Raw genomic sequence first — 24,916 nt, 5'->3', positions numbered from 1 at the left:
GTGATTGATAAGGGTGAAAACATGGCGAAATATGAATTGATAGCGACTTCTGCAATGGGTCTCGAGGCAATTGTTGCAAAGGAAGTACGAAACTTAGGCTATGACTGTCAGGTGGAAAACAGCCGTATTACGTTTATAGGTGATGAAATGGCGATTGCAAAAAGCAATCTTTGGCTGCGTACTGCTGACCGAGTTAAGCTAAAGGTAGCGGAGTTTAAGGCTACAAGCTTTGATGAATTATTTGAAAAAACAAAGGCTTTACCATGGGAGAGGTTTCTGCCGGAAAATGCTGAATTCCCTGTCTCAGGTAAATCAGTTAAATCAAAACTTTTTAGTGTCTCTGATTGTCAAGCTATTGTTAAAAAGGCGATTGTCGAAAGAATGAAACAGCATTATAAAAAGACAGGCTGGTTTGAAGAAAACGGTCCGCTGTATAAAATTGAAGTGGCTTTACATAAGGATATGGCATTATTAACGATCGATACAAGCGGAAGTGGTCTCCATAAAAGGGGGTATAGAGTCGGGCAAGGCGAAGCTCCGTTGAAAGAAACTCTTGCTGCCGCCTTAGTACTCCTTACAAACTGGACGGCAGATCGTCCATTTGTCGATCCGTTTTGCGGCTCTGGAACCATTCCCATTGAAGCAGCTTTAATCGGGCAAAATATTGCCCCTGGATTCAATCGAGACTTTGTCTCGGAAGGCTGGAGCTGGATTGATGAGAAGGTTTGGGATGATGCACGTGTAGAGGTGGAGGACCTCGCTAAGTATGATCAGCCCTTGGATATTACAGGAACAGATATTGATCACCGCCTCGTCAATATTGCCAAGGAAAACGCGTTTGAAGCGGGACTTGGGGATTTATTATCCTTTAAGCAGATGCGTGTTCAGGATTTCACAACTGAAAAAGAGTATGGTGTGATTGTAGGGAATCCTCCATATGGTGAGCGATTAGGAGATAAACCAGCGGTTCATAAAATGTATCAGGAAATGGGACAGACCTTTGCTAGTCTAGATACCTGGTCCATTTATATGCTGACATCTGAAGAGGAATTTGAAACCTATTATGGGAAAAAGGCAACAAAAAAGCGAAAGCTCTTTAACGGATTTATCCGCACTGACTATTATCAGTATTGGGGCAAAAGACCGCCACGTGAAAAATAAATCAGCTCCTGTCAAAATAATAGATTTTATTTGCTAAAAGCCGTTCCATTCTTGTCCAATCTTAGTATTATGTACTATGAGTAATACTAGAAAAGATAAGATTGGGGGGAAACATATGTATGAATTTTTACATTTAGTCGTTATCCCGCTTATCATCGGCATTGTGGAAGTCATAAAAAAAGCTGGTTTACCGGTACGATTTTCACCATTAGTAGCAGTAGCAATCGGTTTGTTTTTTGGTATCTTTTATTTTGACGTATTAATAGAGGGCATTATTGTCGGTCTCATGGTAGGACTGTCAGCTTCTGGATTATATAGTGGAAGTAAGAATTTACGTAATGGAAATGGTCACGATAAGACAAGCAATTAATAAAAATCAGATGTAATAAGCAAAAGCATGTATTTCATTTTAGCTGTTTGTTATAATAAGACAGTTGTTAAAAAGCGTCTTTCATCGAAAGACGCTTTCGCTATGATATGGAGGAAAAAATATGCAGAATCGGATGCCTTTCGAACTATCAAAAACTGAATCCTTTTTTGAGAAATTAGGTGAATGGATTGGAGATGTTTTCTATGACAGCCTTCCGGAAGCGGGTTTTGAATTAAGAGATGAACAAATTTATATGGCGTTTCAATTGGAAAAAGCATTTAAAGATAAAAAAGTCATGTTTGCTGAAGCCGGAGTTGGAACGGGAAAAACGATTGTGTATCTTTTATATGCAATCTGCTATGCAAGATATACAAATCAGCCTGCCATTATTGCGTGTGCAGATGAAACTTTAATTGAGCAGCTAGTGAAAAAAGAGGGAGATATTGCTAAGCTTGAAAAAGCATTGTCTTTACAAATAGACGTTAGATTAGCTAAATCGAGAGATCAATACCTATGCCTGAATAAACTAGATAAACTTTTGACGGGTAGTGAAGATGAAGCCTTCAGTTTGATTCATGATAGACTTCCTGATTTTATTCATGGAAGCCACTCCATGCAATCATTTGAGAGATATGGTGATCGAAAAGATTATCCTGAGCTAACAGATGAACAATGGGCAAAAATTGGCTGGGATTCACTAGAGGACTGCTTTACGTGTGAAAATAGGCACCGCTGCGGACAAACTCTGCATCGAGATTGGTATCGTCATTCGAAGGATTTAATTATCTGTTCACATGATTTTTATATGGAGCATATTTGGACAAAGGAATCACGTAAACGTGAAGGACAACTCGCGCTTTTGCCTGAGCATTCTTGTGTTGTTTTTGACGAGGGACATTTATTGGAGTTTGCCAGTCAAAAGGCATTAACCTATCGGTTTAGTGAACGAGTACTCGAAACACTGTTAACAAAGCTGATGGCTAATGATGTCAGGGAAAATACGCTTTATACCATTGAGGACCTGCTTATCCAAAACGAGCAGTTTTTTTACGAATTAAAAAATTCTGCTTATATGAATGATGGTTCTGATAAACTTACAATCGAAAAAAATGCAGCAATTAGAGCTGCTGGTAAACAACTGCATTCACTGATCAATAAGCTCGAAGAAGAGCTCGTTCTAGATAGTGAGATGTATACGATTAATGAGTATGAATTAAAAATTGTGGAGGAGTATCTCGAACAAATTTCTTATTCTTTATCATTATTTTTGAAAGAAATGAATGGTATTACCTGGTTGGAAGATTACAACGGGGAAAGAACATTAGTCATTATGCCAAGGCTTGTACAGGAAATCATGAAGGAAGAGGTATTTGCCATTAAGAAACCCTATATTTTCTCTTCCGCCACTCTTTCTGAAAATAAGTCCTTTGATTATACTGCTCATTCATTAGGAATCGATCATTTTCTATCCTGTATGGTGGCATCGCCTTTTGATTATGAAGAAAATATGACGATTAAAATGCCTGCCATCTCTCAAGATGCTATAGCACAAAAATGCGCCTATACTCTTGAACAGTTAAAGCAAACGAATGGTCATGGGCTTGTATTATTTTCTACTCAAACGGAATTAGCTTCATTCAAACGGTATTGTCAGGGAGGAGAACAATCCTTTCCAATCTATTTCGAGGGAGATGCTGAAATCAGTACACTCGTCTCACAATTTCAAAATGAAGTAGATTCCGTGCTATGCTCCCTTCATCTTTGGGAAGGACTCGATATACCGGGACAGTCCTTGGAGAATGTCATTATCTTCTCCTTACCGTTCCCTCCGAATGATCCTGTGTTCACAGCCAAGCGCAATGCGGTTAACGACCCGTTTGCTAATGTGGATTTACCGTATATGCTGCTGCGTTTACGACAAGGAATCGGCCGACTGATTCGAACACATGAGGACAAAGGAATTGTCCATATTTTAATCAACAAGGAAGAGGATAGACATGTAATTGAAGCCGTCCTTTCAGTCTTACCGACGAAGGTATTACAATAAACAAAAAGAAATGGCAGCCGTTAACAAAATTTAGACAGCAGACATAACTGTTGTCTTTTTTTGTTTGATATGATTAACTGTCTATTAATCAGAATAGGATAATAAGTAAATAATGGGAGGGGTTCACGATGAAGCAAAGTATTTTACAAGAAGAAAGAAGGTTTACCGAGTATGTAAAAAAAATCAGTGCTTATAATGAAGCGCTTGGTTTAATTTATTGGGATATGCGTACTGGAGCTCCAAAACAAGGTGTGAAGCAGCGTTCAGAAGTGGTTGGAATACTATCTTCTGAAGTGTATGAGCTGTCAGTATCAGAAGAAATGGCTTCCTATATAACCAACCTTTCCACTGAAGTAGCGCAGGAGGTGATTTCAGCCGTAACGAAAAAGCTAGTAAAAGAATGTAAAAAGGAATATGACCATAATCGTAAAATCCCGGCGGATGAATATAAGGAATACGTCATTCTATTATCACAGGCTGAATCAGTATGGGAGGAGGCACGAGCGAAATCAGATTTTCCAATGTTTCAGCCATATCTAGAAAAGATTGTTGAAGCAAATAAAAAATTCATTACATATTGGGGATATAGTGATCATCCATATAATACCCTCCTTGATTTATATGAACCAGGCATGACAGTGGATGTATTAGATCGTGTATTTGCTGATTTACGAGCGAAAATTGTTCCGCTCGTCCACAACATTAGCCGCTCTAACCATAAGCCTGAAACCAATTTTTTATTTCGGTCTTTTTCAAAAGAAAACCAACGGCTTTTAAGCATCGATATTCTAAAGCAAATGGGCTATAACTTTGAAGCGGGTCGTCTTGACGAAACGGTCCATCCTTTTGCGACAGGTCTAAATACGGGGGATGTCAGAATTACCACAAGATATGATGAAGCGGATTTTCGGATGGCTGTTTTTGGCACCATTCATGAAGGTGGTCATGCTCTATATGAGCAGAGTATCTCATCTGAGTTAATCGGTACGCCGCTTTGTACTGGTACATCGATGGGGATACATGAATCACAATCATTATTTTATGAAAATTTTGTTGGGCGCCATCTTTCTTTTTGGAAAAAGAATTACCCATTACTACAGAAATATAGTAGATCTCAGTTTGAACAAGTTGATGTTCAAACTTTCTACCGGGCAATTAATGAGGCAAAGCCATCGCTTATTCGAATTGAAGCAGACGAACTGACCTATCCTTTGCATATTATGATTCGTTATGAAATTGAAAAAGGATTATTTAATAATGAAATGGAAGTGAAGGACCTGCCTGAGATTTGGAATGCCAAGTATGAAGAATATTTAGGGATACGTCCTCACCACGATGGGGAAGGTGTACTACAGGATGTACACTGGGCAGGGGGAAGCTTTGGATATTTTCCATCCTATGCCTTAGGTTATATGTACGCTGCTCAGTTTAAACAGGCTATGCTAAAGGATTTGCCTGATTTTGATCAATTGTTAGAACAGGGAAACCTGCTGCCTATTAAAGAGTGGCTTACAGCCAATATACATCAATTTGGAAAGCTGAAGGAACCTCTCGAAATATTAATGGATGTAACTGGAGAAGGTCTAAATGCAAGCCATCTGATTCAATACCTGACAGAAAAATATAGTCGAGTTTATCAATTAGATTGATCGCAAAGAAGAACTCTGCCAAAAGCAGAGTTCTTCTCTAATCTATTTATTACCAAAGCTTATAGCCTTTTGATCCTGGTGGTGCATTTTGAATCATATCGATAAATGGAAGTGTATAGGCAAAGATTACTAACAGTGCCGTGATACCAATCCATAATTTCCAGTTTTCAAAGACAAGCGGAGTTTTTTCTGCATCGCTGTCAACTTCAGCGACAGGAAATTCTTGCTCACCTTTTGGCGCAAAGAAGGCAAGGTTAATGAAAATATAAAGCATAAGTATAATCGAGATAAATAGAATGGAACCTCCGACTGCCTGTGCAATTTGATATGGGATCCACTCAGCTGCTTGTGTTGCACCGCCATATTCGGAAAAGGCTGAGCGACGTGGCGCTCCCAGAAGACCCGCTGCATGCATAGCCATTGACATAAAAGTCATACCGATTGCCCAAAGTACCCCTTGAAGAATGGCTAATTTATTCATCGCTTTTGAAAGCGTACGACCTGTGATATGTGGAACTAGCCAGTAAGCGATTCCAAAGAAAGTTAAGACAACTGCAGTTGCTAAAGTTAAATGGAAGTGACCAGTTACCCAAATGGTATTATGAACAACCTGGTTCATTTGGTGTGAAGCATTAACAAGCCCGCCGGCTCCGGCTGGAATAAAAGCTAGCATTCCAATGAACGGAACGATAAAGCGTGCATCACCCCATGGAAGCATTTTCAACCAACCAAACAGACTTTTAGCTCCCATTGAACGGCCGTGTTTTTCAAAGGTTGCGAACAATGAGAAAGCCGTCATGAGTGAAGGAATGACAACTAAAAATGTTAAGATAACCTGTAAAAACTTCCAAGCAGGGTCAATTCCAGGCTCTGTTAACTGATGGTGAAATCCAACCGGAATTGAGAATAATAAGAATAGGATAAAGGACATCCTTGCTAATGAATCGGAGAAAATTTTTGCCCCGATAACCTTTGGTATAACGACATACCACGCCATATAAGCAGGCAGTAGCCAGAAATATACAAGCGGGTGACCAAAATACCAGAATAGTGTCCGTGTCACAAGAACATCTACAGTATCAATTAATCCTAATGACCATGGCAATAATTGAGTGAGCATAGAAGCTGCTACCCCAATAGTAGCTACATCCCACATAATCGTATTTACAACGGCCATAAAGGTTAATAATGGACTTGGTTTTCCTGGATTAGCTTTTCGCCATTTTGCATACGCCATAATAACAGCGGCCCCATCAATCCAGCTTCCAATGACAACTAGTGTTAAACCAAGATAGAATAAAAAGTGAGCTTTAAGTGGTGCATAAAATGTATAGAGTACGGATGCTTCGTTAAGCAGAATCATGGTAGCTGTCATGACTGTTCCAATTGTCATTAGCCAAAAGCCAATCCAGCCTGTACGTCGTTGACCTGCTGTTAAGGTTCCAGCTGTCCTACTAGTAGCAGCAAGCTGAAATCCAAGAATAAAGAATGTCGTTAATACAAGACCGAGTACAACGCCATGTACTGTTAAAATTTGATAATAAGTAATTGGTGCTGGTAATTCCAGCTTTCCGGTCCGAACAAGTACCTGTAATAAGCCGGCAAGACCGCCAATAGCTAATGCCGTAAACGCTACATAGAAATGGGCCATGGCTAATTTGCCGTCACGTCGATCAATTTTTATTAATGTAGAAGGACTTATCATTTCTTAACCACCTCAATTTTCGATGTCATCATGTGATGTCCAACCCCGCAATATTCATTACACAGGATTAAGTAGTCTCCTGCTTTGTCGAATGTTGTTGTATATTCACTGATATAGCCAGGCTCAAGCATCATATTAATATTTGTTCCGGCAACCTGAAAACCGTGAACGACATCTTTTGTGGTAGCCATAACTTTAACCTTTGCACCATATGGAACCTCAACTGATGAAGGATTATATGAAAAGGCTGATGCAACAAAAACTAACTCGTAATCCCAATCCTTGCCTTCAACCTTTTTAAGGCCTGGCTCGTCAAAAGGCTTGGTTGTATCCACCTTTTCCGGATCAATGGTAACTAGACAGCTTGGCGGCTGGTTTCCCAGATAGAAAGCACTAACACCTAAAACGGTTAAAAAGACTAGCAGTGCTCCTATACCAAATGTAAGCCAAGCTTTTTCAAACTTATGCATATGCATATTCAACCCACCCCCAATTTCTTAAAAACGATCTAAAAATAAAAAGTAAACGCCGACCCATACTGAAACAAGAAAGAAACCAACTAAGAATACGGAAGCTAAAGTTCCTTTTAATGAAGTGCTGTCCTCAACTTTCGTTTTTGAAGTTTTTGTGTCAATTTGATGAAGTGCCATCTTTATAAGTCCCTCCTTTCGAAAAAGTGGAAATTGATAAATGATTACAAATTCATAATACTCGACAATTGAGAAAATTCTACATAGTTTTACATAGTTCACAAAATGTTCATTCGTTACATAAGCACTATGGCGATAGTGAAAAATTGAATCAATAGTGATTTAAGTCACTTTGGTTACAGGGGAAATGTGAATGAATTGTGAAGTTGTGACAAGGAAAAAGATGGGACAATTAAGGTGCCGCAGAACTTAATAAAAGAAATGAAGAGGATAAATATGTAAAAAAACACGAACAATTTTAGTATATTCATTGAAATAATTCGTATATTGTATTGAATTATGAAAAAATGATGATATAATTGTTACTAGTTTCATAATAGTCACTCATATAATCTCAGGAATATGGCCTGTAAGTTTCTACCAGACTACCGTAAATAGTCTGACTATGGGTGAGCAATGTTTGTTAGACATTCTTTCTTGGATTTATTGATCTGTGATTTGAATGCCTGAAGCATTGCTTCACTCATTTTTTATTGGGATGTGATGCAATGATCTTCAGGCATTTTTGCGTTAGAAGAATTCTCTTCCCAGACATCATAGAGGAGGTAATAGATCATGGAAATGTTAAAAAAGAAAATAATCCAGGAAGGGATTGTCTTGTCCGATTCAGTATTAAAGGTAGATTCTTTCTTAAATCATCAAATCGATCCAGAGCTTATGCTGGAGATAGGGAAAGAGTTTTCGAACCGTTTTGCAGGTAAAGGAATAACAAAGATATTAACGGTAGAGTCATCGGGAATTGCTCCAGCTGTCATGACAGGGCTGCACATGAATATACCCGTTATTTTTGCAAGAAAAAGGAAGTCAATGACGCTTATTAATGATTTATTAACGGCAAATGTTATCTCCTTTACAAAGAATGAAACAAATGAAATTTCAGTAGCAAATAAATATATTAGTCAGAACGATACGGTATTAATTATTGATGATTTCCTAGCGAACGGACAGGCTGCACTCGGATTGATTGAGATTGTCAACCAGGCTAAGGCAAGTATTGCCGGAGTGGGCATTGTCATTGAAAAGGCATTTCAGGATGGGGGTAAGCTCCTTAGAAATCAAGGAATGGTCGTAGAATCATTAGCTAGTATCACCTCATTAGAAGAAGGAAAGGTTTCGTTTGAAACGGTGAAAGCACCAGAGGTCATGAAATGAAACAGCAGTACTTCAAATTAACATCATTAGGAATTCAACATGTATTGGCTATGTATGCGGGTGCCGTTATCGTACCGTTAATTATCGGCGGAGCTATTGGTCTATCAGTCGAACAATTAACCTACCTTGTTTCCATTGATATCTTCATGTGCGGAATTGCTACCCTGCTTCAAGTAATAAGCAACCGCTTTTTTGGTATTGGCCTGCCAGTTGTCCTAGGCTGTACCTTTACAGCGGTAGCTCCTATCATTTCTATCGGTAACCAGCATGGCATTTCAGCCATCTATGGGGCCATTATGGTTTCGGGCTTGTTTGTCATTGTTGTGGCGAAATCATTTGGCCGATTGGTTAAGTTTTTTCCTCCTGTTGTCACAGGCTGTGTTGTGACGATTATTGGAATTACGCTTATTCCTGTTGCCATGAATAATGTGGCAGGTGGGCAAGGGAGTCCAGACTTCGGAAGCCTGTCAAATATTGGCCTTGCATTTGGCACCTTATTCATCATCATCCTGATCAATCGTTTTTTCACTGGATTTATACGCTCTATTAGTATTTTAATCGGGATCATTGTCGGAACAGTTGCAGCCTATTTTATGGGGCAGGTTGATTTTTCGCCGGTTTCGGATGCATCATGGTTTCATTTGATTCAACCGTTTTACTTCGGAATGCCTACCTTTGAATTATCGGCTATAATTACGATGATATTAGTCGCCATGGTTGGTCTTGTGGAAGCCACTGGAGTCTATTTTGCACTAGGTGATATTTGTGAAAAAGAGATTAAAGAAGAGGATCTAGCAAAAGGCTATCGTGCAGAAGGAATCGCTATTATTTTTGGTGGTATTTTCAATTCATTTCCATATACTACCTTTTCGCAAAACGTAGGTCTGATTCAGCTAACCGGTGTAAAGGAAAAAAGAGTCATTATTGTGATGAGCTTTATGCTGATGGGACTTGGCCTACTGCCAAAAATTGGTGCGCTGACAACAGTTATACCAGCAGCCGTATTAGGAGGAGCCATGATTGCTATGTTTGGAATGGTTCTAGCCAATGGGATAAAGATGCTGAGTAAGGTTGACTTTTCGTCGCAGGAGAACCTCCTGATTATTGCCTGCTCGGTCGGACTCGGACTCGGTGTAACGGCCGTTCCGGGACTATTCGCTCAAATGCCTGAAAGCATCCGAATCTTAACAGAAAATGGAATTGTCGCGGGCAGCTTAACCGCTATTATCATGAACATTGTTTTTAATGAAGTAAAAAAGAAGCAGCCGTCCACAATAACTGTTCAGGAAACCGATTCAACTGACATGATTGTGAACAAGAGAAAAGTATATTGAAAAATAAAAGCCCCTTTATCGATAGGAATATCGAATGAGGGGCTTATTATTTAGAGATAATAATTTACGTAGAGTTATTCGTCAATCATGATTCCTGTTCAATCATCAAAAGAATAATAATGGTTCCTGCACCTTGGACGGTAATAGGCAAGCGAAAGGCTTTTTCAAAGCCATATATCTTTGCTTGTCCAACAAGTACTGTTGGTGGTGTGATATCCATTTCAAGTCCTTGTTGAGAGATGAAAGTGGATAGTGTACCGGCAATCATATTGCCAAGTTCTCCTGCAAAGGATTCGAGCATTTCACCTTCAACCATCATACCAAACATTCCTTCACCAATTTTACCGAGCGTTTCCTCATCTCCGTCGATAATCAATCGTCCTCTGACATCACCTGTCATGCCAATAAGGACTCCAATGCAATGTTGTGTGTATGGTTGAGTAAACATGGATGGCTTATCCAACGTAAGTTCAAATGGAAGAACCTCTTTAACAGCTTCAATGGTTCCCTGTAAAATATCAGTTGCTAGCTTTGTTAATGGCATGTATAATTCCCCCAGCATTCAATCAACTAAACATAATTTTAGCATAATATTATAGGGGAAATTCTACTTTGCGTGAAAATTTTACTATTTTTTTGAAAAAATATAGCGAATATCTAGAGAAAAGATGTGAAAATGGAAAAAATTATTGAATGATGAACATCCTTAGATGCTCTATAATAGGATTTGTAAGTGCACAACATGAAATCCTTCAAAACGTTAGTTCCTCGTGTTACACACGGGGATTTTTTTTATACTTAAAAGAATGTATCCAGAAAATGTTAATAAAGCCTAATCCTCACATATTGCTATTGAAAAGGATTATCATTCGTGATATGATTTAAATGTAAATGAGAGTTATTATCACTACGAGGATGGTGTTAATGGATGACAGCCGTTTTTATTGCAGTTACTGTTGGTGTATATTCTTTAGTTTTAAAGCATGTGCTAAATAATGTCTCAAAGCCGCATCCAATCCAAAAATAACTTCTATTTTTTTAGTCTGTATCGGAAACGTTTTCAGACAAGCTCTTATAGAGGGGAGTTAATCAATGTTTAGAGGTCACGATTGATAAAGCCGAGTATTCTTAACTAAAGAATCTCGGCTTTATTTGTTATTTCCAAACCATTATAATAATAGACAAAAACGGACCATATGATTAAAGTGTACCTATTATAAGACGAAACTGCGTTTTTTAGTAGGAAATAAACGTAAAATCGTTTAAAATAGTTAGTATATTGAAAAAATAAGGGGTAGTCATTCATGGTCAAAATTGAAATAAAGAAAGATGCAGCATTGTTAAGGGGACAAATTGCTGCTTTATATGAAATGTTTCAAAAGCAAGAAAATAGTCAATCGGCTGAACGGGCAAGAGATTTAGCTCTTAAGCTTGAAAAACAAGAATATTCTATCGCCTTTTGTGGTCATTTTTCTGCGGGAAAATCCAGTATGATTAACCGGATTATGGGTGAGAACATTCTGCCCTCAAGTCCGATACCGACGAGCGCTAATCTTGTTAAAATCAAATCTGGAGATGATTATGCAAAGGTATTCTTTAAGGAAGACCGGCCGCTCGTTTATCCAGCTCCGTATGATTATGATCAAGTAAAATCATATTGTAAGGATGGAGATCAGATTCAATCGATTGAAATTAGTTATTCAAAAACATCCATCCCGAAGGATACCATCATTATGGATACACCTGGGATTGATTCGACGGATGATGCCCACCGCATCGCAACTGAATCTGCATTACATTTGGCCGATTTGGTCTTTTATGTCATGGACTACAATCATGTTCAAAGTGAATTGAACTTTCTTTTTACAAAGGAATTGACAGAAGCGGGTAAGGAAGTCTATTTAGTCATAAATCAAATAGATAAGCATCGTGATGAGGAATTGAGCTTTACTGAGTTTCAGGAAAGTGTAAAGAATTCATTTGCATCGTGGGGCGTAACACCGGCAAAAATCTTTTATACGTCATTAAAGAAAACGGACCACCCACATAATCAGTTTCCAGCTCTTAGACAGTTTATTGAGGAAAAGGTCAACAGCCGGTTGGATGCTCTTCCTGAATCGGTTTTCCAATCACTCACGAAATTAGGTGAGGAGCATCGATTATTCATAAAAGAAAAAGACGAGGAAGCCATTCGTGAGCTCAATGAACGTTTAGCACAGTTGTCAGAAGCTGACAGGAGCAGTCTGCCTGAAAATGTTGCAGCACTTAAAAGTCAGCTGAATGAATTAATGGATTCTTTGAAGCAGAAGGAAAAGAAGCTGTATGATGAGATTGATAGTGTACTAGATAATGCCTATGTCATGCCTTTCCAAACTCGTGATTTAGCGGAGCAATATTTAGCTTCTAGACAGCCTGAGTTCAAGGTCGGTTTGTTTTTCTCAAAACAGAAAACCGAGCAGGAGCGCAGACAGAGGCTAGACCGTTTCTTTGCAGATTTTGCTGAAAAGGTTACATCACAGATTGATTGGCATATGAAGGAATTGTTTGTGAGGAATTTGAAAGAGAATGAAATTGAAGATGACGAACTGCTTTCTTCAGTTCAAAGCTTTAAGGTTGGATTTGATCAAGACCTTCTTGTTTCAACGGTTAAGGATGGTGCTCGGCTTTCTGGTGATTATGTTTTGACGTACACAAGGGACGTAACAAATGAAATCAAAAGAAAGACGAAAGAGCAAATATTACCATACCAGACTGCCTTTTTCACAAGATTAAAGGAAAAGCAGGATGTGCAAAAACGAAAGCTTGACGAGGAATATGCAATGCTTTCAGCTTATTACAGCGCTTATCAGGAAATTGCAGAGCTTGAAGAAAAGCAACTCTTGGCTAATATTCAAATCGAGCAGGTGTTAACTGGACATTTTAATCACCATGATTATCAAGAGCTGATCAAGAAGTTGGCCGTAGACCAAACGGAAGAGGCGGAGGTTATTATTACTGATAGCCTGGATAAACCGTCAGAAGTGGAAAAAGAGAAAAAATCACGTTCTGTTCGTTCAGTGGTATCTAATCAACAGAATCATCAAACTGAATTGGAAGCCCTTATTCCAGGCTTAAAATTTGCTGCTAATCAAGTAAAGGGAGTACCAGGATTTAAAAAGCTAGCCGAAGAGCTTGGGCAAAAAGCTGAAAGGCTTGAAAACCAATCCTTTACAGTTGCCTTATTTGGTGCTTTCAGTGCTGGGAAATCATCCTTTGCTAATGCACTTTTAGGAGAAAGGCTTCTCCCTGTTTCACCTAATCCAACAACTGCGGCCATTAATAAAATAATGCCGATTGACGGGGAGCATCCTCACGGAACAGTGCTGGTAAAGCTAAAGGCTTTTACTACATTAATGGATGATGTGACTCGCTCGCTTGCGGCATTTGGCTCACATGCAGATACACTGCAAAACGCCGTAACATCAGCACAAGCAGTAATTGGGAACCATAACGATGTGGATGCCTATGAGAAAACACATCTAGCCTTTTTGCAAGCCTTTGTTCGCGGAATTGGAGCTTATCAGAATCAGCTGGGCGAGACGATTCAAACCGATTTAGCTAATTTTTCAGGGTTTGTTGCAAATGAAGAGAAGTCCTGTTTAGTAGAGTGGATTGAAGTGTATTTTGATTGTGAATTAACTCGAAAAGGGATTACGTTAGTGGATACTCCAGGAGCTGATTCCATCAATGCTCGCCACACAGGTGTTGCCTTTGAATACATCAAGAATTCTGATGCTATTTTATTTGTAACCTATTACAATCATGCCTTTTCAAAAGCAGACCGTGAATTTTTAATTCAATTAGGGCGTGTGAAAGACACCTTTGCACTTGATAAGATGTTTTTCATTGTCAACGCGATTGATTTAGCACACGATGAAGAGGAAATGAATGCTGTCCTTGATTATGTGGAAGATCAGCTCGTGACCTATGGAATTAGACAGCCGCACCTGTATCCTGTATCAAGTCTCATATCATTGAAAGAAAAGCTCGCAGGTCGTTTAACCGAGCAGTCAGGAATTCGTTTATTTGAAGAACGCTTCTACTCCTTTATCGAGAATGATTTGAGGGGAATCGCGGTAAATTCAGCAAAATTGGAAATGGAACGGGTACTGACGCAGCTGCAAAGCTTTATTCATTCAGCAGAAGAGGACCAAGATACAAAGGCTAAAAAGCGAATCCAGTTGGAAACAGAAAAAGTTCAAATCTCTGAACTGATCCAATCGCAGCAGACTGTTTTTGTACAAAAAAGATTGGCGCAGGAAGCTGACGAACTTGTGTTTTATATTAAGCAGCGTGTGTTCTTACGGTTCAGCGACTTTTTAAAGGAAGCCTTTAATCCTGCTCTTTTAAAGGATGATGGAAGAAATCTGAAAAAGGCACTTCAAACGGCACTTGATGGATTTCTTGAGGATTTTGGCTATGATTTTGCCCAAGAGCTGCGCGCTACTACCTTGCGCATTGAAGCTTTTATTCGCAAGAACCTAACACAGTCTGAGCGCTCAATCATTTCGGCGATAGAGGAACATAACTCGGAGCTTTCCTTCAGCAGCTACGAAATGAACCGATTGGAAGGGATTGATTTTGAAACAGCGTTCGTATCACTTGATAAAGAGCGTTTTAAAGCAGCATTAGCCTATTTTAAAAATCCAAAATCATTCTTTGAAAAAAATGAGCGGAAGCTGTTAGGTGAAGAATTAGAAGCAAACCTCCAAGAGCCTGCAGATGATTATTTAGCCGCTGGCAAGCAGAGTTTACAGGAGCATTACGGAAATCTGCTTGAAGCAGAGTTTCATCAACTGCTTGCGTATTTGACGGAGCAAGTGGAAGAATACTATCAAGGAGTACTTGCTTCGATATCAAATGAAATTCCGATTGATGAGCTTCGGGCGATTGAGAGAAATTTGCTGGTAAATGCCGAAAAAATACAGAAGCAGTAATAGATGCTTGTTGAACAGACCCTTTATTCTCTATCGGACACAAAAGAGGTGGAAGCAATGATTGAGTCTTGGTTAAAGGAAATCGAAGAAAATTACAGGATTGAGATTTTATTCGCCTCTGAAACCGGAAGTCGGGTCTGGGGAGGAGCAACAAAGCAATCTGACTATGATATTCGTTTTATCTATAAGCACCGTGATATTAGAAGTTATTTGTCTTTAAGAAAGGCGCAGGAAACGATTGATTTTCCTGCGCCTTATGATGCCCAAGGATGGGATATATATAAAGCCTTCCATTTAATGCAAAAATCGAATCCAGGTTTATGCGAATGGGTTTTTTCTCCCGTTCTGTATCGTGATTGTCAGCATTTTTCTGTCAGGCTGCGAAAATATATTAAGGATAATTATTCTCTTGTTTCCTTGTTTTATCATTATATTCATTTAATGGATCGCAATGTAAAGGACATTTGTCATAAGGCTTTGACAGAGAGAAAGCAAAAGCAATTCATCCAAGCGGTGCGTGCGTTTTTGCTAGCAAAAGTGATTGTAACCGAACAAAAAGTGCCGTTAGACGCTCTATATAGTGATTTTTCGTCTTCATTTCCGGAGGATGATACTATTGTTACTTTTTACCAACAGCTATTGGCAGCAAAGGTGAAAGGAGAGCTATTTCCTGCTTCAGATGTTAGAACTGTATTAGTGAGGATAGAGCAGGAAAAACAAGGGTTACTTGATGAATCCCATCGTTTACCAAAAGGGAAATTGATTGAAAAAGAACTGAACCGATGGATTTGGGAGCTATTACGTGTATGAAAGGAGCAGCATGAAGTGTCAGTCAACCTAGTCTGACACTTTTTTCTGTACAGAAAGGCAACGGTTTTCCTTATTAAGCCAATCAATCAGATGATTACCAGCACATTCAATACATAAAAATGCTATAATTATGATTAAGTTTAAAGGGAGTGTGAAATGTTTGAATCAGAATAACAATAAACCTTCGTTAATGCTTGTCGATGGTATGGCACTTTTGTTTCGAGCGTTTTTTGCAACAGCTGTAACAGGACAGTTTATGATCAATTCAAAAGGCATTCCCACTAATGCGGTAAACGGATTTGTGAAGCACTTTTTTATGGCTGTTTCATCCTTTAAACCAAGCCATGTTGCAGTGTGCTGGGATATGGGCAGCAAAACTTTCCGCAATGAGATGTTTGCAGACTATAAAGGAAATCGCTCAGAAGCACCGGTTGAGTTAATTCCGCAATTCGATTTGGTAAAAGAAGTAGTGGATGCCTTCGATGTACCAAACATTGGCTTGGAGGGATTTGAGGCTGATGACTGTATTGGGACCATTGCTAACCAGGCAAAGGACGAAGCTAATGTCTATATTCTTACAGGCGATCAGGATATTTTACAGCTGATTGATGATTATGTTTCGGTTATCTTATTAAAAAAAGGCTTTGGAAACTACCTTGTGCATAATAAGGATACATTTTTTGCAGAAAAAGGAATAATGCCGAGACAAATGATTGATCTGAAGGCCTTTATGGGAGATCCCAGTGACAATTATCCTGGTGTAAAGGGAATCGGTGAAAAAACAGCCTTAAAGCTGCTACAGCAATATAGCCATGTGGATGGTGTGGTAGCGAATTTGGATCAATTAACAAAGGCTCAGAAAACAAAGATTGAGAGCGATCTGGAAATGCTCTATTTAAGCAGAAAGCTAGCTGAAATAAAATGCGATGTGCCCATTAAATACGAGCTCGAAAAAGCGAAATTCACGCTTAACCAAGGAAAGGTTATGGCTAAATTTAATGAAGTGGAAATGAAGGGGCTCCATCGCTTTATTGATTTTGAAACAGAAATAGCCAACTAAATGGAGAAAAGACAGACAGTATTGTCTGTCTTTTTTTACTGAACAAGCTTAAATTTTTGTGTTTGACTTTTTCGCTTTATTTTCGAGTTTGCTTTTTGGCTCCTCGGCAAATTCTGCATCTTGACCGTACCCTTGTGGATTAACCCCAGGAGCCTTTTTGCCTCTGTTAGACTGCTTTTTTTGGCCCAATTCCTTCACCTCCATTACTATTATTTCCAATGAGAATAAATCCACTCTTCATTCTTCACACTATAAAGAGAGGTGAAGTGTATGAACAAAGGGGTATATATTGCTTTACTCAGCATAGGCTTGGCTCAAGGTTTGAAAATTCCTATTCATTTTGCAAAAACAGGAAAATGGGACCCTAATTTATTTTTTCAAACCGGAGGGATGCCGAGCTCCCATTCCGCAGGTGTAGCATCATTGACCACTTTCATCGCCTTAAAAAGAGGTCTTCCAACGATTGATTTTGCCCTCTCGATGATCTATGGTCTAATTGTCATGTATGATGCTCAAGGAATCCGCCGTCAAACAGGTGAATTAACGTTGAAGGTAAATGATTTAGACGATTTACTTGAAAAGGCTCATAAAGATGAGACTACCGTAGAATTCGAAGAAAAAACACCGCAAAAACTAAAAGAAATGCTTGGTCACCAACCAGAAGAAGTAGTAGGCGGAGCAATTCTTGGTATCATAACAGGTACAATAGGTCATCTATTGACAAAAAAGTAATAGAAATTTGTCTAAAATTGAAGTAATATGGTATAGGGAAATTGTTAGGGAGAGGGATGGATACAATTGAAAACAGTAGCACAATATGTTGATTTTCTAGAAAGTAAAGGATTCAATTTGCGAGAGGATGCAATCGGCTTCATCCACTTCGGAAAACAGTATACGAAAGCATCGGATGAATTGACCAATACCGCGATTGAGCTAACACTAAAGTCACAAAAGGAATTTGATGGCAGCTATTACATTTCATTATTGGAAATGCTCGTCAAAAATAAAATCAGTACTCGTGGAGCTGCTATTCGTTTCATTAGAGAACGAGAATTAATGGCTATATAATGGGGATGTGGATGACACATAAGAAAAGACGTGCCAGATTGGCGCGTCTTTTCAATCCAGCGTGCCCAGCAAGCCGTTAATTGCTAATTGGTGAAAGTCCAATCTGAGTAAGTACCAAGACGCTCAGTAGCTGACAGGCAACTGGTGAAGAAATTCTAAGGTTGAAGCCCTGTGACAAAGTAACTCTCTAGCAGAGTGCGAGCAAACTAACAGGTTGTAACATAAAGTGAATCCTGCCGTCTCGTCAAAAGAACCCACCTACGGTGGCTAAAGAGAAGTCGAGCCTTGTGAATATGGGCGAAGACCATGGAAGGTGTGAAGAACTTGGAACAGCAGCACCGAAGAATCTCTCGGGGTAAGGGGAACGACATGTTAGGAAAGTAGTTAACGGAACTGGGGATACCCTCCTCATCACTTTCTCAAGAAAGTAAAGCAGAAACCTATAAGTGCAAACGAAATGGTAGATGGATGAGAGGGAGTCGGAGGGGGTCATAGTACCAATGATGACAATGACAACACAACATTGTCTAGGGAAGGACGGCGTTAGCCATTACCCTACTTCGTTCATATGTCAGAAGGAGGTAAGAGTCAGTGAATGTCAGGAAAATGACTAACTACACCAATAATGTAAAAGCTCAAGAACTCTGGAAGACGTTATATCTTTGTGCCAAGGAATGTCCAACTCGAAGATTTCACGCTTTATATGACAAAATCTATCGTCCTGATATTCTATGGGAAGCGTGGCAACGTGTGAAACGTAAGAAAGGAAGTGGAGGTGTCGATGGACAGACGATTGAACAAATCGTCTCGGAGTACGGTGAGAAGAAATTTATGAACGAACTCTATCTAGAATTAAAGGAGAAACGTTATCACCCTAGTCCAGTCCTAAGAACCTATATTCCAAAGGATGATGGTAAGAAACGTCCATTAGGAATTCCTACTATTAAAGACCGAGTCGCACAAATGGCAACGAAAATGGTTATTGAACCAATATTCGAAGCTGACTTTCATGACTGTTCGTTTGGTTTTCGTCCAAAACGAAATGCCCATCAAGCAATGGCAAAGATAAGAAAAGCCAGTAAGAAATGTTTTTGGGTAGTAGACGTCGATATCCAAGGATATTTCGATAATATCAATCAACATAAGTTGATGAAATTATTAGAACAAAGGATTAGTGACCGACGGGTTTTAAAACTTGTTCGAAAATGGTTAGAGTCAGGCATAATGGAGGAAGGCAAAATAAGAAATCCGATTACTGGTACACCTCAAGGTGGTGTAATTTCACCTCTTTTAGCGAATATCTATTTAAATACAATGGATATGCTTTGGGAGAAGAAGTTCAAAGACTTGGGTGAACTCATAAGGTATGCGGATGACTTCGTCATCATGTGCAAAACCAAATCACAAGCACTTGAAAGTATAAAGGTTATCCAATCAATAATGGGAAAACTCGACCTTACTATTAATAGAAACAAATCGAGACTAGTTAATCTGTGGAATGACATAGATGGTTTTGATTTTCTAGGTTTTCATAATCGGAAGTTTCCAATCAGACGAAAAGGTGGAAACACGTTATATGTCATGTCACATATACCGAAGAGGGACGCAATGAAGAAAATGCGCTCCAAGATTAAAGCCTACACAGAACCAAGGAATAAATTATTCTTGGACATCAAAGAGTTAGTGAAAGGACTAAATAGGAAACTGCAAGGTTTCAAGAACTATTACCTTATATCAACTCACGCAAAGAAATGGCTGAATCGTATTGACTGGTATGTGTTAGAACGCCTCGTCTTGTTTTATAACAAAAAGAGGAACAATCGAAAGAAGCACGGAAAACTAAAGGATGTTAGAGAAGAAGTTGATCATATTTTAGTGAAATTGGCTGGTTAGACACCGTAAAGCCAAAGAAAGAAGAACGTCGGAAAGCCGTATGAGGGAAAACCTCACGTACGGTTTGATGAGGAGGAACTGAAAGTAAAAGAGATAGCTCAAGCTATCCCTTTGAAATCAGTTTCTTACTCTACTCCAGACCTTTATTTTCCTTTTTGAATCGCTTGTCTCGCGAGCTCATCTGCATTTTTGTTCTCCCGGCTAGGAATCCATTTTAAGAAAAAGAGATCAAACTGTTTTGTAAGCGTAAGCGCCTTTTCAAGTAAGGGCCTATACGTGTTATTTTTGACGAATTCTTTTTCAATCGCCCGATTAACAAGGTCAGAGTCAGTCCGAAACGAAACTGTTTTATATCCTTTTTCCAGACATATTTCCAAAGCAGCAATAAAGGCATGAAATTCTGCTTCATGATTACTCATCTCGGGCAGCGGAAAACAAAAACGTTCTCCCTGGCCATTTGCTTTAATAAAGATTCCTGCCCCGCTTGGACCAGGATTCCCAGCGCTAGCACCATCAAAATATGCTTCTATCATAAAATGGCCTCCAATAACTGTTAGTTCTTATACCAATTACTGAAACTACTTGTCATTCTAATTATACAGACAACCTACGGATAAAAACATTACAAAAATTCACCTTTCATGGCATTTACTCGCTGAAGAAGGTATAAACTAAATAACAATATCATAACGAAAAAACAATAACGGGTATCAACTCAACTACATATTCATTACTATTATGAACAATAGCCTCGATATTAACTGAATAGAAGGGGATGAATTTGCAATGAAGTACAAGATAGAATGGACGTACAAATTAAAAGGCAGAGAAGGGATCTATTTTACCTCTGATTGGCTGGATGCCGAGTCGGCCATAGCCGGGGGAGAGGATATTGAAAAATCAGGGAAGGCAAGTGAACTTACTTATTACGATGAAATGGGACAATCCTGGAGCTTAAAGGAAATGAAAAAGCTTACAGCTGAAGTCGAAGAGGACCCCCATGAAGTAATGGTATACTTTGACGGTGGATTTAAAATCAATACGGCTCAAGCAGGTCTAGGTGCCGTCATCTATTATAAACAGGGAAAAAAGAAATTTCGTCTCCGTGCCAATGAGCTTATTGATGAAATGGATTCTAATAATGAAGCGGAATATGCAGCGCTATACTATGCTGTAAATTTATTAGAGGAGCTTGGTGTTCATCATGTTCCCTGCGATTTTAAGGGAGATGCACAGGGCGTGTTAAAACAACTTGCAGGTGAGTGGCCTTGTTATGAAGAAAATTTTAACCGTTGGCTCGACAGGATTGAAGAGAAAATAAAGTCGCTAGGATTAAACCCCCGTTATCAGCCGATTCCAAGGAGTGAGAATAAGGAAGCAGATAAGCTTGCAACACAGGCTTTGGAAGGTAAAGCAATATTTAGTAAAATGCAATTAATATAAAAGGTAACAGCGAAGGGTGGTGGATATATTTGAAGCGGAAGGATATTTTTAATGAAGTGGAAGCTATTATGCAAGAATATTGTAGTGATTGTTTTTTATATAAACAGAATCGAAAAGATAAGGGAAGAAACTTTGCTCATCGCTTCTGTATTTCAACATGTACAATTGGCGAACAGATTAGACAATGTGGAGAAAAACTTAGTCAGCAAAAATAACCAAATAAAAAAGGCTGACGTCAAGACGTCGGCCTCATTAATATCAATTATATATTTTATAATTACAGTTTTACAACGTTGGAAGCTTGAGGTCCGCGGTTTCCTTCAACGATTTCAAAAGAAACTTCTTGGCCTTCTTCTAATGATTTGAAACCGTCACCTTGGATAGCTGTGAAGTGTACGAATACATCATCTCCGCCTTCAACTTCGATAAAACCGAATCCTTTTTCATTATTAAACCATTTTACTTTACCGTTTTGCATGTTTACATTTCCTCCTAAGCCTTTCAAGACGAACAAGCGTCTAAAAAAATAAATATTATCATTGCACAAAATATAATGGCTAAATCTAGTGATAGCGGAAATATATTCTGATAAATGATGTCTATAATATACCTGAATAAACGCTTTCAGTCAAGGTTTACATGTATAATTTCCTGAAAAACGGGTAGGAAATAAGGGAGAAAGAACCTCTTATGATTATGATTTTTCTATATGCAAATGATCAAAAAGACTGATAGAATATAAATATCATAATGAATAGTTATTCCTCGATTAACTACTAGTTAGCAATACCTGTGAAATCTCCAGAAGGCTTTTCTTTTTTCCCTCATTTAAGTAAATAAATCTTGCTCGCCTTAACATTTACGGCTTTTAAAGGAGCATACGAAGATGAAATTAATTATAGCTGAAAAGCCTGACCAGGGTTCAACCTTGGCTTCTGTCTTTAAGCATAAAAAACAAAATGGATTTATTGAAATTTTACCGAATGAAATTTTTCAAAAAGGGGCGTATGTTACATGGGCAGTAGGTCATTTATGCCAATTAGTTAATCCTGAAAAATATGTACCCGAATGGAAAAAATGGTCACTTGCAACACTGCCGATGATTCCGGAGCAATTTCAATATGAAGTAACAAAGGATAAAGTGAAGCAATTCAATATTATTAAGGATTTAATAGCTAACCCGGAGATTACTGAGATTATCCACGCAGGAGACGCAGGGCGCGAGGGTGAACTGATTGTCAGGAATATCCTTCGCTTAACAAAAGCACGTCTGCCCATGAAAAGACTGTGGATTTCCTCTCTTACCCCTAAATCGATAAAGGAAGGCTTTCAGTCTTTATTATCTGAATCAGAAACAAGAAACTTATACTATGAAGCTTATACAAGAGCCTGTGCGGATTGGGTAGTGGGGATGAATGCATCCAGATTATACAGTCTTCTCCTGCAGCAAAGAGGTTTTTCAGATGTGTTTTCGGTCGGCAGAGTCCAAACCCCTACCTTAGCGCTGATAGTAAAACGTGAACACGAGATTGAAGAGTTTGTTTCTGAACCGTTTTGGGAGGTGTTAGCCGACTTTAAAATGGAAGGCAAGAAATATAAGGGGAAATGGGAGCAGGACGGTGAATCTAGAATTAAAACGAAGGAAATGGCAGAGAAAATTGCTCGTTTCTGTGAGCAAAAGCCTGCCGAAGTAACGGATGTTCAGGCAGAAAGAAAGGATTATCTGCCTCCATTATTGTACAATTTATCTTCTCTTCAGGCTGATGCCAATCGTTTGTTTAAATTTCCTCCGAAAAAAACGCTTGATACTTTACAAAAGCTGTATCAGAAAGGAATTGTATCTTATCCGCGTTCCGATTCCCGGCATGTTACGGAGGGAGAAGCTGAGATGTTTCCGGATATTTTGCAGAAAGTGTCAAACATAGCGCAATATGGGGACTTTTTCCCGCTTCCAAATGAATCCATTCTCACAAATAAGCGTTATGTCAATGAAAAAAAGGTAACCGATCACTATGCGATTATTCCTACTGAGCAGGTTCCCAATCTTACCTCTTTAAGTCCTGATGAGCAAAAGCTCTATGACCTAATTGTGAAGAGTTTAATTGCTGCCCATTATGATAAGTCAATTACGGAGTATACAACGGTTACCACGCTTGTTGATGGAAGGGCTGTTTTTATATCGAAAGGAAAGGTTCAACTTCAAGAGGGCTGGCGAAAGGTTATCCCACCTAATGAAAAAGACAAAGACCCCATGCTTCCCGTTGTGGAAAAGGGAGAACAAGGGGTGGTGGCAAAAGTCACAGTGAAAGAAAGTAAAACTCAGCCGCCAAAACGCTACACTGAAGGTCAATTAATCACATTGATGAAGACTGCCGGTAAACACATGGAGGATAAAGAGCTTGAAAAAGTTCTAATGAAAACCGAAGGACTTGGTACGGAAGCCACGCGTGCCGGCATCATTACAATGTTAAAGGACCGGAAGTATATAGAGATAAGGAAAAATCTCGTCTATGCCACAGCCAAAGCAAAGATATTAATTTCGGCAGTTGGAAATGAAATATTGGCATCGCCTGAAATGACAGCCAAATGGGAACAACGGTTGAAGGAAATTTCAGAGGGAGCTGCGTCACCCAAACAGTTTATGGACCAAACGAATAAAATGATTACATACTTGATTTCAAGTAGTGTTGATGAGTCAAACAAATGGAGCTTTGATAATGAAACAACGGAATCCTTTGTACCGCGACAATTTAAAAAGACTGCGCCAACGAAACTGGGTATTTGTAAACTCTGCGGGGGAACTGTCATTGATAAGGGAAGCTTTTATGGCTGTTCCAACTATCAAAAAACAGGCTGCCAATTCACCATTTCAAAAAAAATAAAGGGTAAATCTATCACACAAAAGCAAATAAAAAAGCTGCTTCTTGATGGTAAGACTGAAGTAATTGAAGGATTTAAAGGCAAGGAAAAGGAGTTTGCAGCAAGCATTAAATGGGATGAGCAAGAGAAGAAAATCCAGTTTGTTTTTTCATGATGAATAGGGTGCAAAATGGTCTGCAGAGCTCTGCAGGCCATTTAAGCATTTGGTTAATCTGTATTTTTGCTTACATCAATGGTTGGATGCATAAAGGGACTTGCCTGTGGAGGTTTCAAGTTTTCAAGTAACTCTCTATTTTCTGTTGTATTCCAGCCGATATCGTTTGTCGGGTGAACCCATTCACTACCGGACATGATTGCAGGGTCTGTATCCTCACTCCAGTTTTCCAATGGAGAGTTTTCGGAACGATATTTACTGTCACCAATCGTAACACCAAAGGTATTGACGAAGGGAGGCTGGATTTCCATTCCGGTATTCTTGAAGCTTGGGGCGTTTATTTGATGCGGAAGTGTTTGATCAATATCCATTCGTTGTTTTTTCTTCATTTTTCTCATCCTTTTTGTAGTATTTTCTGCTCTTAACAATGGTTTATGTACTGAAAAAAAAGGAAGCACTACTACTGCATGAAAAATAATGGGCAGGCAGATGCTATGCTTGTCG

The 24,916-nt window shown here is 39.0% G+C and carries 23 protein-coding genes and 1 riboswitch; of the genes, 15 read left to right on the top strand and 8 right to left on the bottom strand.

Annotated features, from left to right (window positions below; translation table 11 throughout):
* The first annotated feature begins 21 nt into the window (after positions 1-21).
* The 4 genes from BQ5321_RS16605 to BQ5321_RS16590 all read left to right on the top strand — a co-directional run bounded on the left by BQ5321_RS16605 (position 22) and on the right by BQ5321_RS16590 (position 5,227).
* Positions 22-1,161 (top strand): THUMP domain-containing class I SAM-dependent RNA methyltransferase, encoded by a 1,140-nt coding sequence (locus tag BQ5321_RS16605; RefSeq protein WP_071395544.1) that lies wholly within the window; start codon positions 22-24, stop codon positions 1,159-1,161.
* Positions 1,162-1,276: 115 nt separating this feature from the next.
* Positions 1,277-1,531: a hypothetical protein gene (locus BQ5321_RS16600; RefSeq protein WP_071395543.1), complete on the top strand. Its 255-nt coding sequence runs from the start codon at positions 1,277-1,279 to the stop codon at positions 1,529-1,531.
* A gap of 121 nt (positions 1,532-1,652) precedes the next feature.
* Complete coding sequence (locus BQ5321_RS16595) at positions 1,653-3,578, top strand: ATP-dependent DNA helicase (RefSeq protein ID WP_071395542.1); 1,926 nt, start codon at positions 1,653-1,655, stop codon at positions 3,576-3,578.
* Positions 3,579-3,706: 128 nt separating this feature from the next.
* A complete protein-coding gene (locus BQ5321_RS16590; protein WP_071395541.1) occupies positions 3,707-5,227 on the top strand; it encodes a carboxypeptidase M32 in 1,521 nt (506 codons plus the stop codon).
* 49 nt (positions 5,228-5,276) lie between these two features.
* On the opposite strand, the gene BQ5321_RS16585 is transcribed toward BQ5321_RS16590, so the two are convergent.
* Genes BQ5321_RS16585 through BQ5321_RS16575 form a run of 3 tightly spaced genes read right to left on the bottom strand, consistent with a single transcriptional unit; the run spans position 5,277 to position 7,582 of the window.
* Positions 5,277-6,932, bottom strand: a complete 1,656-nt coding sequence (locus BQ5321_RS16585; RefSeq protein WP_071395540.1) for a b(o/a)3-type cytochrome-c oxidase subunit 1 — start codon at positions 6,930-6,932, stop codon at positions 5,277-5,279.
* The gene (locus BQ5321_RS16580) at positions 6,929-7,408 is read right to left on the bottom strand and encodes a cytochrome c oxidase subunit II (protein ID WP_071395539.1); all 480 of its coding nucleotides are present in this window, start codon (positions 7,406-7,408) and stop codon (positions 6,929-6,931) included. The genes BQ5321_RS16585 and BQ5321_RS16580 overlap by 4 nt, the downstream gene beginning before the upstream one ends.
* Positions 7,409-7,429: 21 nt before the next feature.
* Positions 7,430-7,582: a subunit I/II of b(o/a)3-type cytochrome C oxidase gene (locus BQ5321_RS16575; protein WP_071395538.1), complete on the bottom strand. Its 153-nt coding sequence runs from the start codon at positions 7,580-7,582 to the stop codon at positions 7,430-7,432.
* A gap of 364 nt (positions 7,583-7,946) precedes the next feature.
* Positions 7,947-8,048: riboswitch (purine riboswitch) on the top strand.
* 149 nt (positions 8,049-8,197) lie between these two features.
* Between BQ5321_RS16575 and BQ5321_RS16570 the strand changes: the two genes are divergently transcribed.
* Both BQ5321_RS16570 and BQ5321_RS16565 read left to right on the top strand, forming a co-directional pair.
* Positions 8,198-8,794: a xanthine phosphoribosyltransferase gene (locus BQ5321_RS16570; RefSeq protein WP_071395537.1), complete on the top strand. Its 597-nt coding sequence runs from the start codon at positions 8,198-8,200 to the stop codon at positions 8,792-8,794.
* Positions 8,791-10,128: a nucleobase:cation symporter-2 family protein gene (locus tag BQ5321_RS16565; RefSeq protein WP_071395536.1), complete on the top strand. Its 1,338-nt coding sequence runs from the start codon at positions 8,791-8,793 to the stop codon at positions 10,126-10,128. Before BQ5321_RS16570 ends, BQ5321_RS16565 begins: the two co-directional genes overlap by 4 nt.
* 85 nt (positions 10,129-10,213) lie before the next feature.
* Here the strand turns inward: BQ5321_RS16565 and BQ5321_RS16560 are convergent, their stop codons facing one another.
* The gene (locus BQ5321_RS16560) at positions 10,214-10,672 is read right to left on the bottom strand and encodes a chemotaxis protein CheX (RefSeq protein WP_071395535.1); all 459 of its coding nucleotides are present in this window, start codon (positions 10,670-10,672) and stop codon (positions 10,214-10,216) included.
* Between the two features lie 760 nt (positions 10,673-11,432).
* Between BQ5321_RS16560 and BQ5321_RS16555 the strand changes: the two genes are divergently transcribed.
* The 3 genes from BQ5321_RS16555 (at position 11,433) to BQ5321_RS16545 (ending at position 16,974) form a co-directional block, all read left to right on the top strand.
* Positions 11,433-15,104, top strand: coding sequence for a dynamin family protein (locus BQ5321_RS16555; protein ID WP_071395534.1), 3,672 nt, complete (start codon positions 11,433-11,435; stop codon positions 15,102-15,104).
* 57 nt (positions 15,105-15,161) lie between these two features.
* The gene (locus BQ5321_RS16550; protein ID WP_159433439.1) at positions 15,162-15,914 is read left to right on the top strand and encodes a nucleotidyltransferase domain-containing protein; all 753 of its coding nucleotides are present in this window, start codon (positions 15,162-15,164) and stop codon (positions 15,912-15,914) included.
* Between the two features lie 190 nt (positions 15,915-16,104).
* Positions 16,105-16,974, top strand: a complete 870-nt coding sequence (locus tag BQ5321_RS16545) for a 5'-3' exonuclease (RefSeq protein ID WP_234978477.1) — start codon at positions 16,105-16,107, stop codon at positions 16,972-16,974.
* 48 nt (positions 16,975-17,022) lie between these two features.
* Here BQ5321_RS16545 and sspL read toward each other — a convergent pair whose 3' ends face one another.
* Positions 17,023-17,178 (bottom strand): small, acid-soluble spore protein L, encoded by a 156-nt coding sequence (sspL, locus tag BQ5321_RS16540; protein ID WP_084786839.1) that lies wholly within the window; start codon positions 17,176-17,178, stop codon positions 17,023-17,025.
* Between the two features lie 66 nt (positions 17,179-17,244).
* Here sspL and BQ5321_RS16535 point away from each other — a divergent pair, with 66 nt between their 5' ends.
* The 3 genes from BQ5321_RS16535 to ltrA all read left to right on the top strand — a co-directional run bounded on the left by BQ5321_RS16535 (position 17,245) and on the right by ltrA (position 19,935).
* Complete coding sequence (locus BQ5321_RS16535) at positions 17,245-17,706, top strand: divergent PAP2 family protein (RefSeq protein WP_071395531.1); 462 nt, start codon at positions 17,245-17,247, stop codon at positions 17,704-17,706.
* Positions 17,707-17,772: 66 nt separating this feature from the next.
* Positions 17,773-18,042, top strand: a complete 270-nt coding sequence (locus tag BQ5321_RS16530; RefSeq protein ID WP_071395530.1) for a DUF6123 family protein — start codon at positions 17,773-17,775, stop codon at positions 18,040-18,042.
* Between the two features lie 591 nt (positions 18,043-18,633).
* Complete coding sequence (gene ltrA, locus BQ5321_RS16525; protein WP_084786688.1) at positions 18,634-19,935, top strand: group II intron reverse transcriptase/maturase; 1,302 nt, start codon at positions 18,634-18,636, stop codon at positions 19,933-19,935.
* A 143-nt stretch (positions 19,936-20,078) separates the two neighbouring features.
* On the opposite strand, the gene BQ5321_RS16520 is transcribed toward ltrA, so the two are convergent.
* Positions 20,079-20,468 (bottom strand): reverse transcriptase-like protein, encoded by a 390-nt coding sequence (locus BQ5321_RS16520; protein WP_071395529.1) that lies wholly within the window; start codon positions 20,466-20,468, stop codon positions 20,079-20,081.
* A 253-nt stretch (positions 20,469-20,721) separates the two neighbouring features.
* Between BQ5321_RS16520 and BQ5321_RS16515 the strand changes: the two genes are divergently transcribed.
* Positions 20,722-21,378 carry a ribonuclease H family protein gene (locus tag BQ5321_RS16515; protein ID WP_071395528.1) on the top strand — a complete coding sequence of 219 codons (657 nt, stop codon included), beginning with the start codon at positions 20,722-20,724 and terminating at the stop codon, positions 21,376-21,378.
* Between the two features lie 29 nt (positions 21,379-21,407).
* Positions 21,408-21,593 (top strand): zinc-finger domain-containing protein, encoded by a 186-nt coding sequence (locus tag BQ5321_RS16510; RefSeq protein ID WP_071395527.1) that lies wholly within the window; start codon positions 21,408-21,410, stop codon positions 21,591-21,593.
* Between the two features lie 62 nt (positions 21,594-21,655).
* Here BQ5321_RS16510 and cspD read toward each other — a convergent pair whose 3' ends face one another.
* Entirely contained in the window at positions 21,656-21,856 is a 201-nt protein-coding gene (cspD, locus tag BQ5321_RS16505; RefSeq protein ID WP_019155915.1) for a cold-shock protein CspD, read from the bottom strand.
* A gap of 408 nt (positions 21,857-22,264) precedes the next feature.
* Between cspD and BQ5321_RS16500 the strand changes: the two genes are divergently transcribed.
* Complete coding sequence (locus BQ5321_RS16500) at positions 22,265-24,412, top strand: DNA topoisomerase III (protein ID WP_071395526.1); 2,148 nt, start codon at positions 22,265-22,267, stop codon at positions 24,410-24,412.
* Between the two features lie 53 nt (positions 24,413-24,465).
* Here BQ5321_RS16500 and BQ5321_RS16495 read toward each other — a convergent pair whose 3' ends face one another.
* Positions 24,466-24,801, bottom strand: coding sequence for a DUF3905 domain-containing protein (locus BQ5321_RS16495; protein WP_187143754.1), 336 nt, complete (start codon positions 24,799-24,801; stop codon positions 24,466-24,468).
* Positions 24,802-24,916: the final 115 nt, after the last annotated feature.

The sequence above is a fragment of the Bacillus tuaregi genome, from assembly GCF_900104575.1.
Lineage (GTDB): Bacteria > Bacillota > Bacilli > Bacillales > Cytobacillaceae > Bacillus_BD > Bacillus_BD tuaregi.
This window is presented reverse-complemented; position numbering and strand designations above follow the sequence as displayed.

What these genes read in the sequence shown, in the direction of transcription:
- BQ5321_RS16605 (WP_071395544.1), top strand. Translation starts at nt 22, where the DNA reads ATGGCGAAATATGAATTGATAGCGACTTCTGCAATGGGTCTCGAGGCA.
- BQ5321_RS16600 (WP_071395543.1), top strand. Translation starts at nt 1,277, where the DNA reads ATGTATGAATTTTTACATTTAGTCGTTATCCCGCTTATCATCGGCATT.
- BQ5321_RS16595 (WP_071395542.1), top strand. Translation starts at nt 1,653, where the DNA reads ATGCAGAATCGGATGCCTTTCGAACTATCAAAAACTGAATCCTTTTTT.
- BQ5321_RS16590 (WP_071395541.1), top strand. Translation starts at nt 3,707, where the DNA reads ATGAAGCAAAGTATTTTACAAGAAGAAAGAAGGTTTACCGAGTATGTA.
- BQ5321_RS16585 (WP_071395540.1), bottom strand. Translation starts at nt 6,932, where the DNA reads ATGATAAGTCCTTCTACATTAATAAAAATTGATCGACGTGACGGCAAA.
- BQ5321_RS16580 (WP_071395539.1), bottom strand. Translation starts at nt 7,408, where the DNA reads ATGCATATGCATAAGTTTGAAAAAGCTTGGCTTACATTTGGTATAGGA.
- BQ5321_RS16575 (WP_071395538.1), bottom strand. Translation starts at nt 7,582, where the DNA reads ATGGCACTTCATCAAATTGACACAAAAACTTCAAAAACGAAAGTTGAG.
- BQ5321_RS16570 (WP_071395537.1), top strand. Translation starts at nt 8,198, where the DNA reads ATGGAAATGTTAAAAAAGAAAATAATCCAGGAAGGGATTGTCTTGTCC.
- BQ5321_RS16565 (WP_071395536.1), top strand. Translation starts at nt 8,791, where the DNA reads ATGAAACAGCAGTACTTCAAATTAACATCATTAGGAATTCAACATGTA.
- BQ5321_RS16560 (WP_071395535.1), bottom strand. Translation starts at nt 10,672, where the DNA reads ATGCCATTAACAAAGCTAGCAACTGATATTTTACAGGGAACCATTGAA.
- BQ5321_RS16555 (WP_071395534.1), top strand. Translation starts at nt 11,433, where the DNA reads ATGGTCAAAATTGAAATAAAGAAAGATGCAGCATTGTTAAGGGGACAA.
- BQ5321_RS16550 (WP_159433439.1), top strand. Translation starts at nt 15,162, where the DNA reads ATGATTGAGTCTTGGTTAAAGGAAATCGAAGAAAATTACAGGATTGAG.
- BQ5321_RS16545 (WP_234978477.1), top strand. Translation starts at nt 16,105, where the DNA reads ATGCTTGTCGATGGTATGGCACTTTTGTTTCGAGCGTTTTTTGCAACA.
- sspL (WP_084786839.1), bottom strand. Translation starts at nt 17,178, where the DNA reads ATGGAGGTGAAGGAATTGGGCCAAAAAAAGCAGTCTAACAGAGGCAAA.
- BQ5321_RS16535 (WP_071395531.1), top strand. Translation starts at nt 17,245, where the DNA reads ATGAACAAAGGGGTATATATTGCTTTACTCAGCATAGGCTTGGCTCAA.
- BQ5321_RS16520 (WP_071395529.1), bottom strand. Translation starts at nt 20,468, where the DNA reads ATGATAGAAGCATATTTTGATGGTGCTAGCGCTGGGAATCCTGGTCCA.
- BQ5321_RS16515 (WP_071395528.1), top strand. Translation starts at nt 20,722, where the DNA reads ATGAAGTACAAGATAGAATGGACGTACAAATTAAAAGGCAGAGAAGGG.
- cspD (WP_019155915.1), bottom strand. Translation starts at nt 21,856, where the DNA reads ATGCAAAACGGTAAAGTAAAATGGTTTAATAATGAAAAAGGATTCGGT.
- BQ5321_RS16500 (WP_071395526.1), top strand. Translation starts at nt 22,265, where the DNA reads ATGAAATTAATTATAGCTGAAAAGCCTGACCAGGGTTCAACCTTGGCT.
- BQ5321_RS16495 (WP_187143754.1), bottom strand. Translation starts at nt 24,801, where the DNA reads ATGAAGAAAAAACAACGAATGGATATTGATCAAACACTTCCGCATCAA.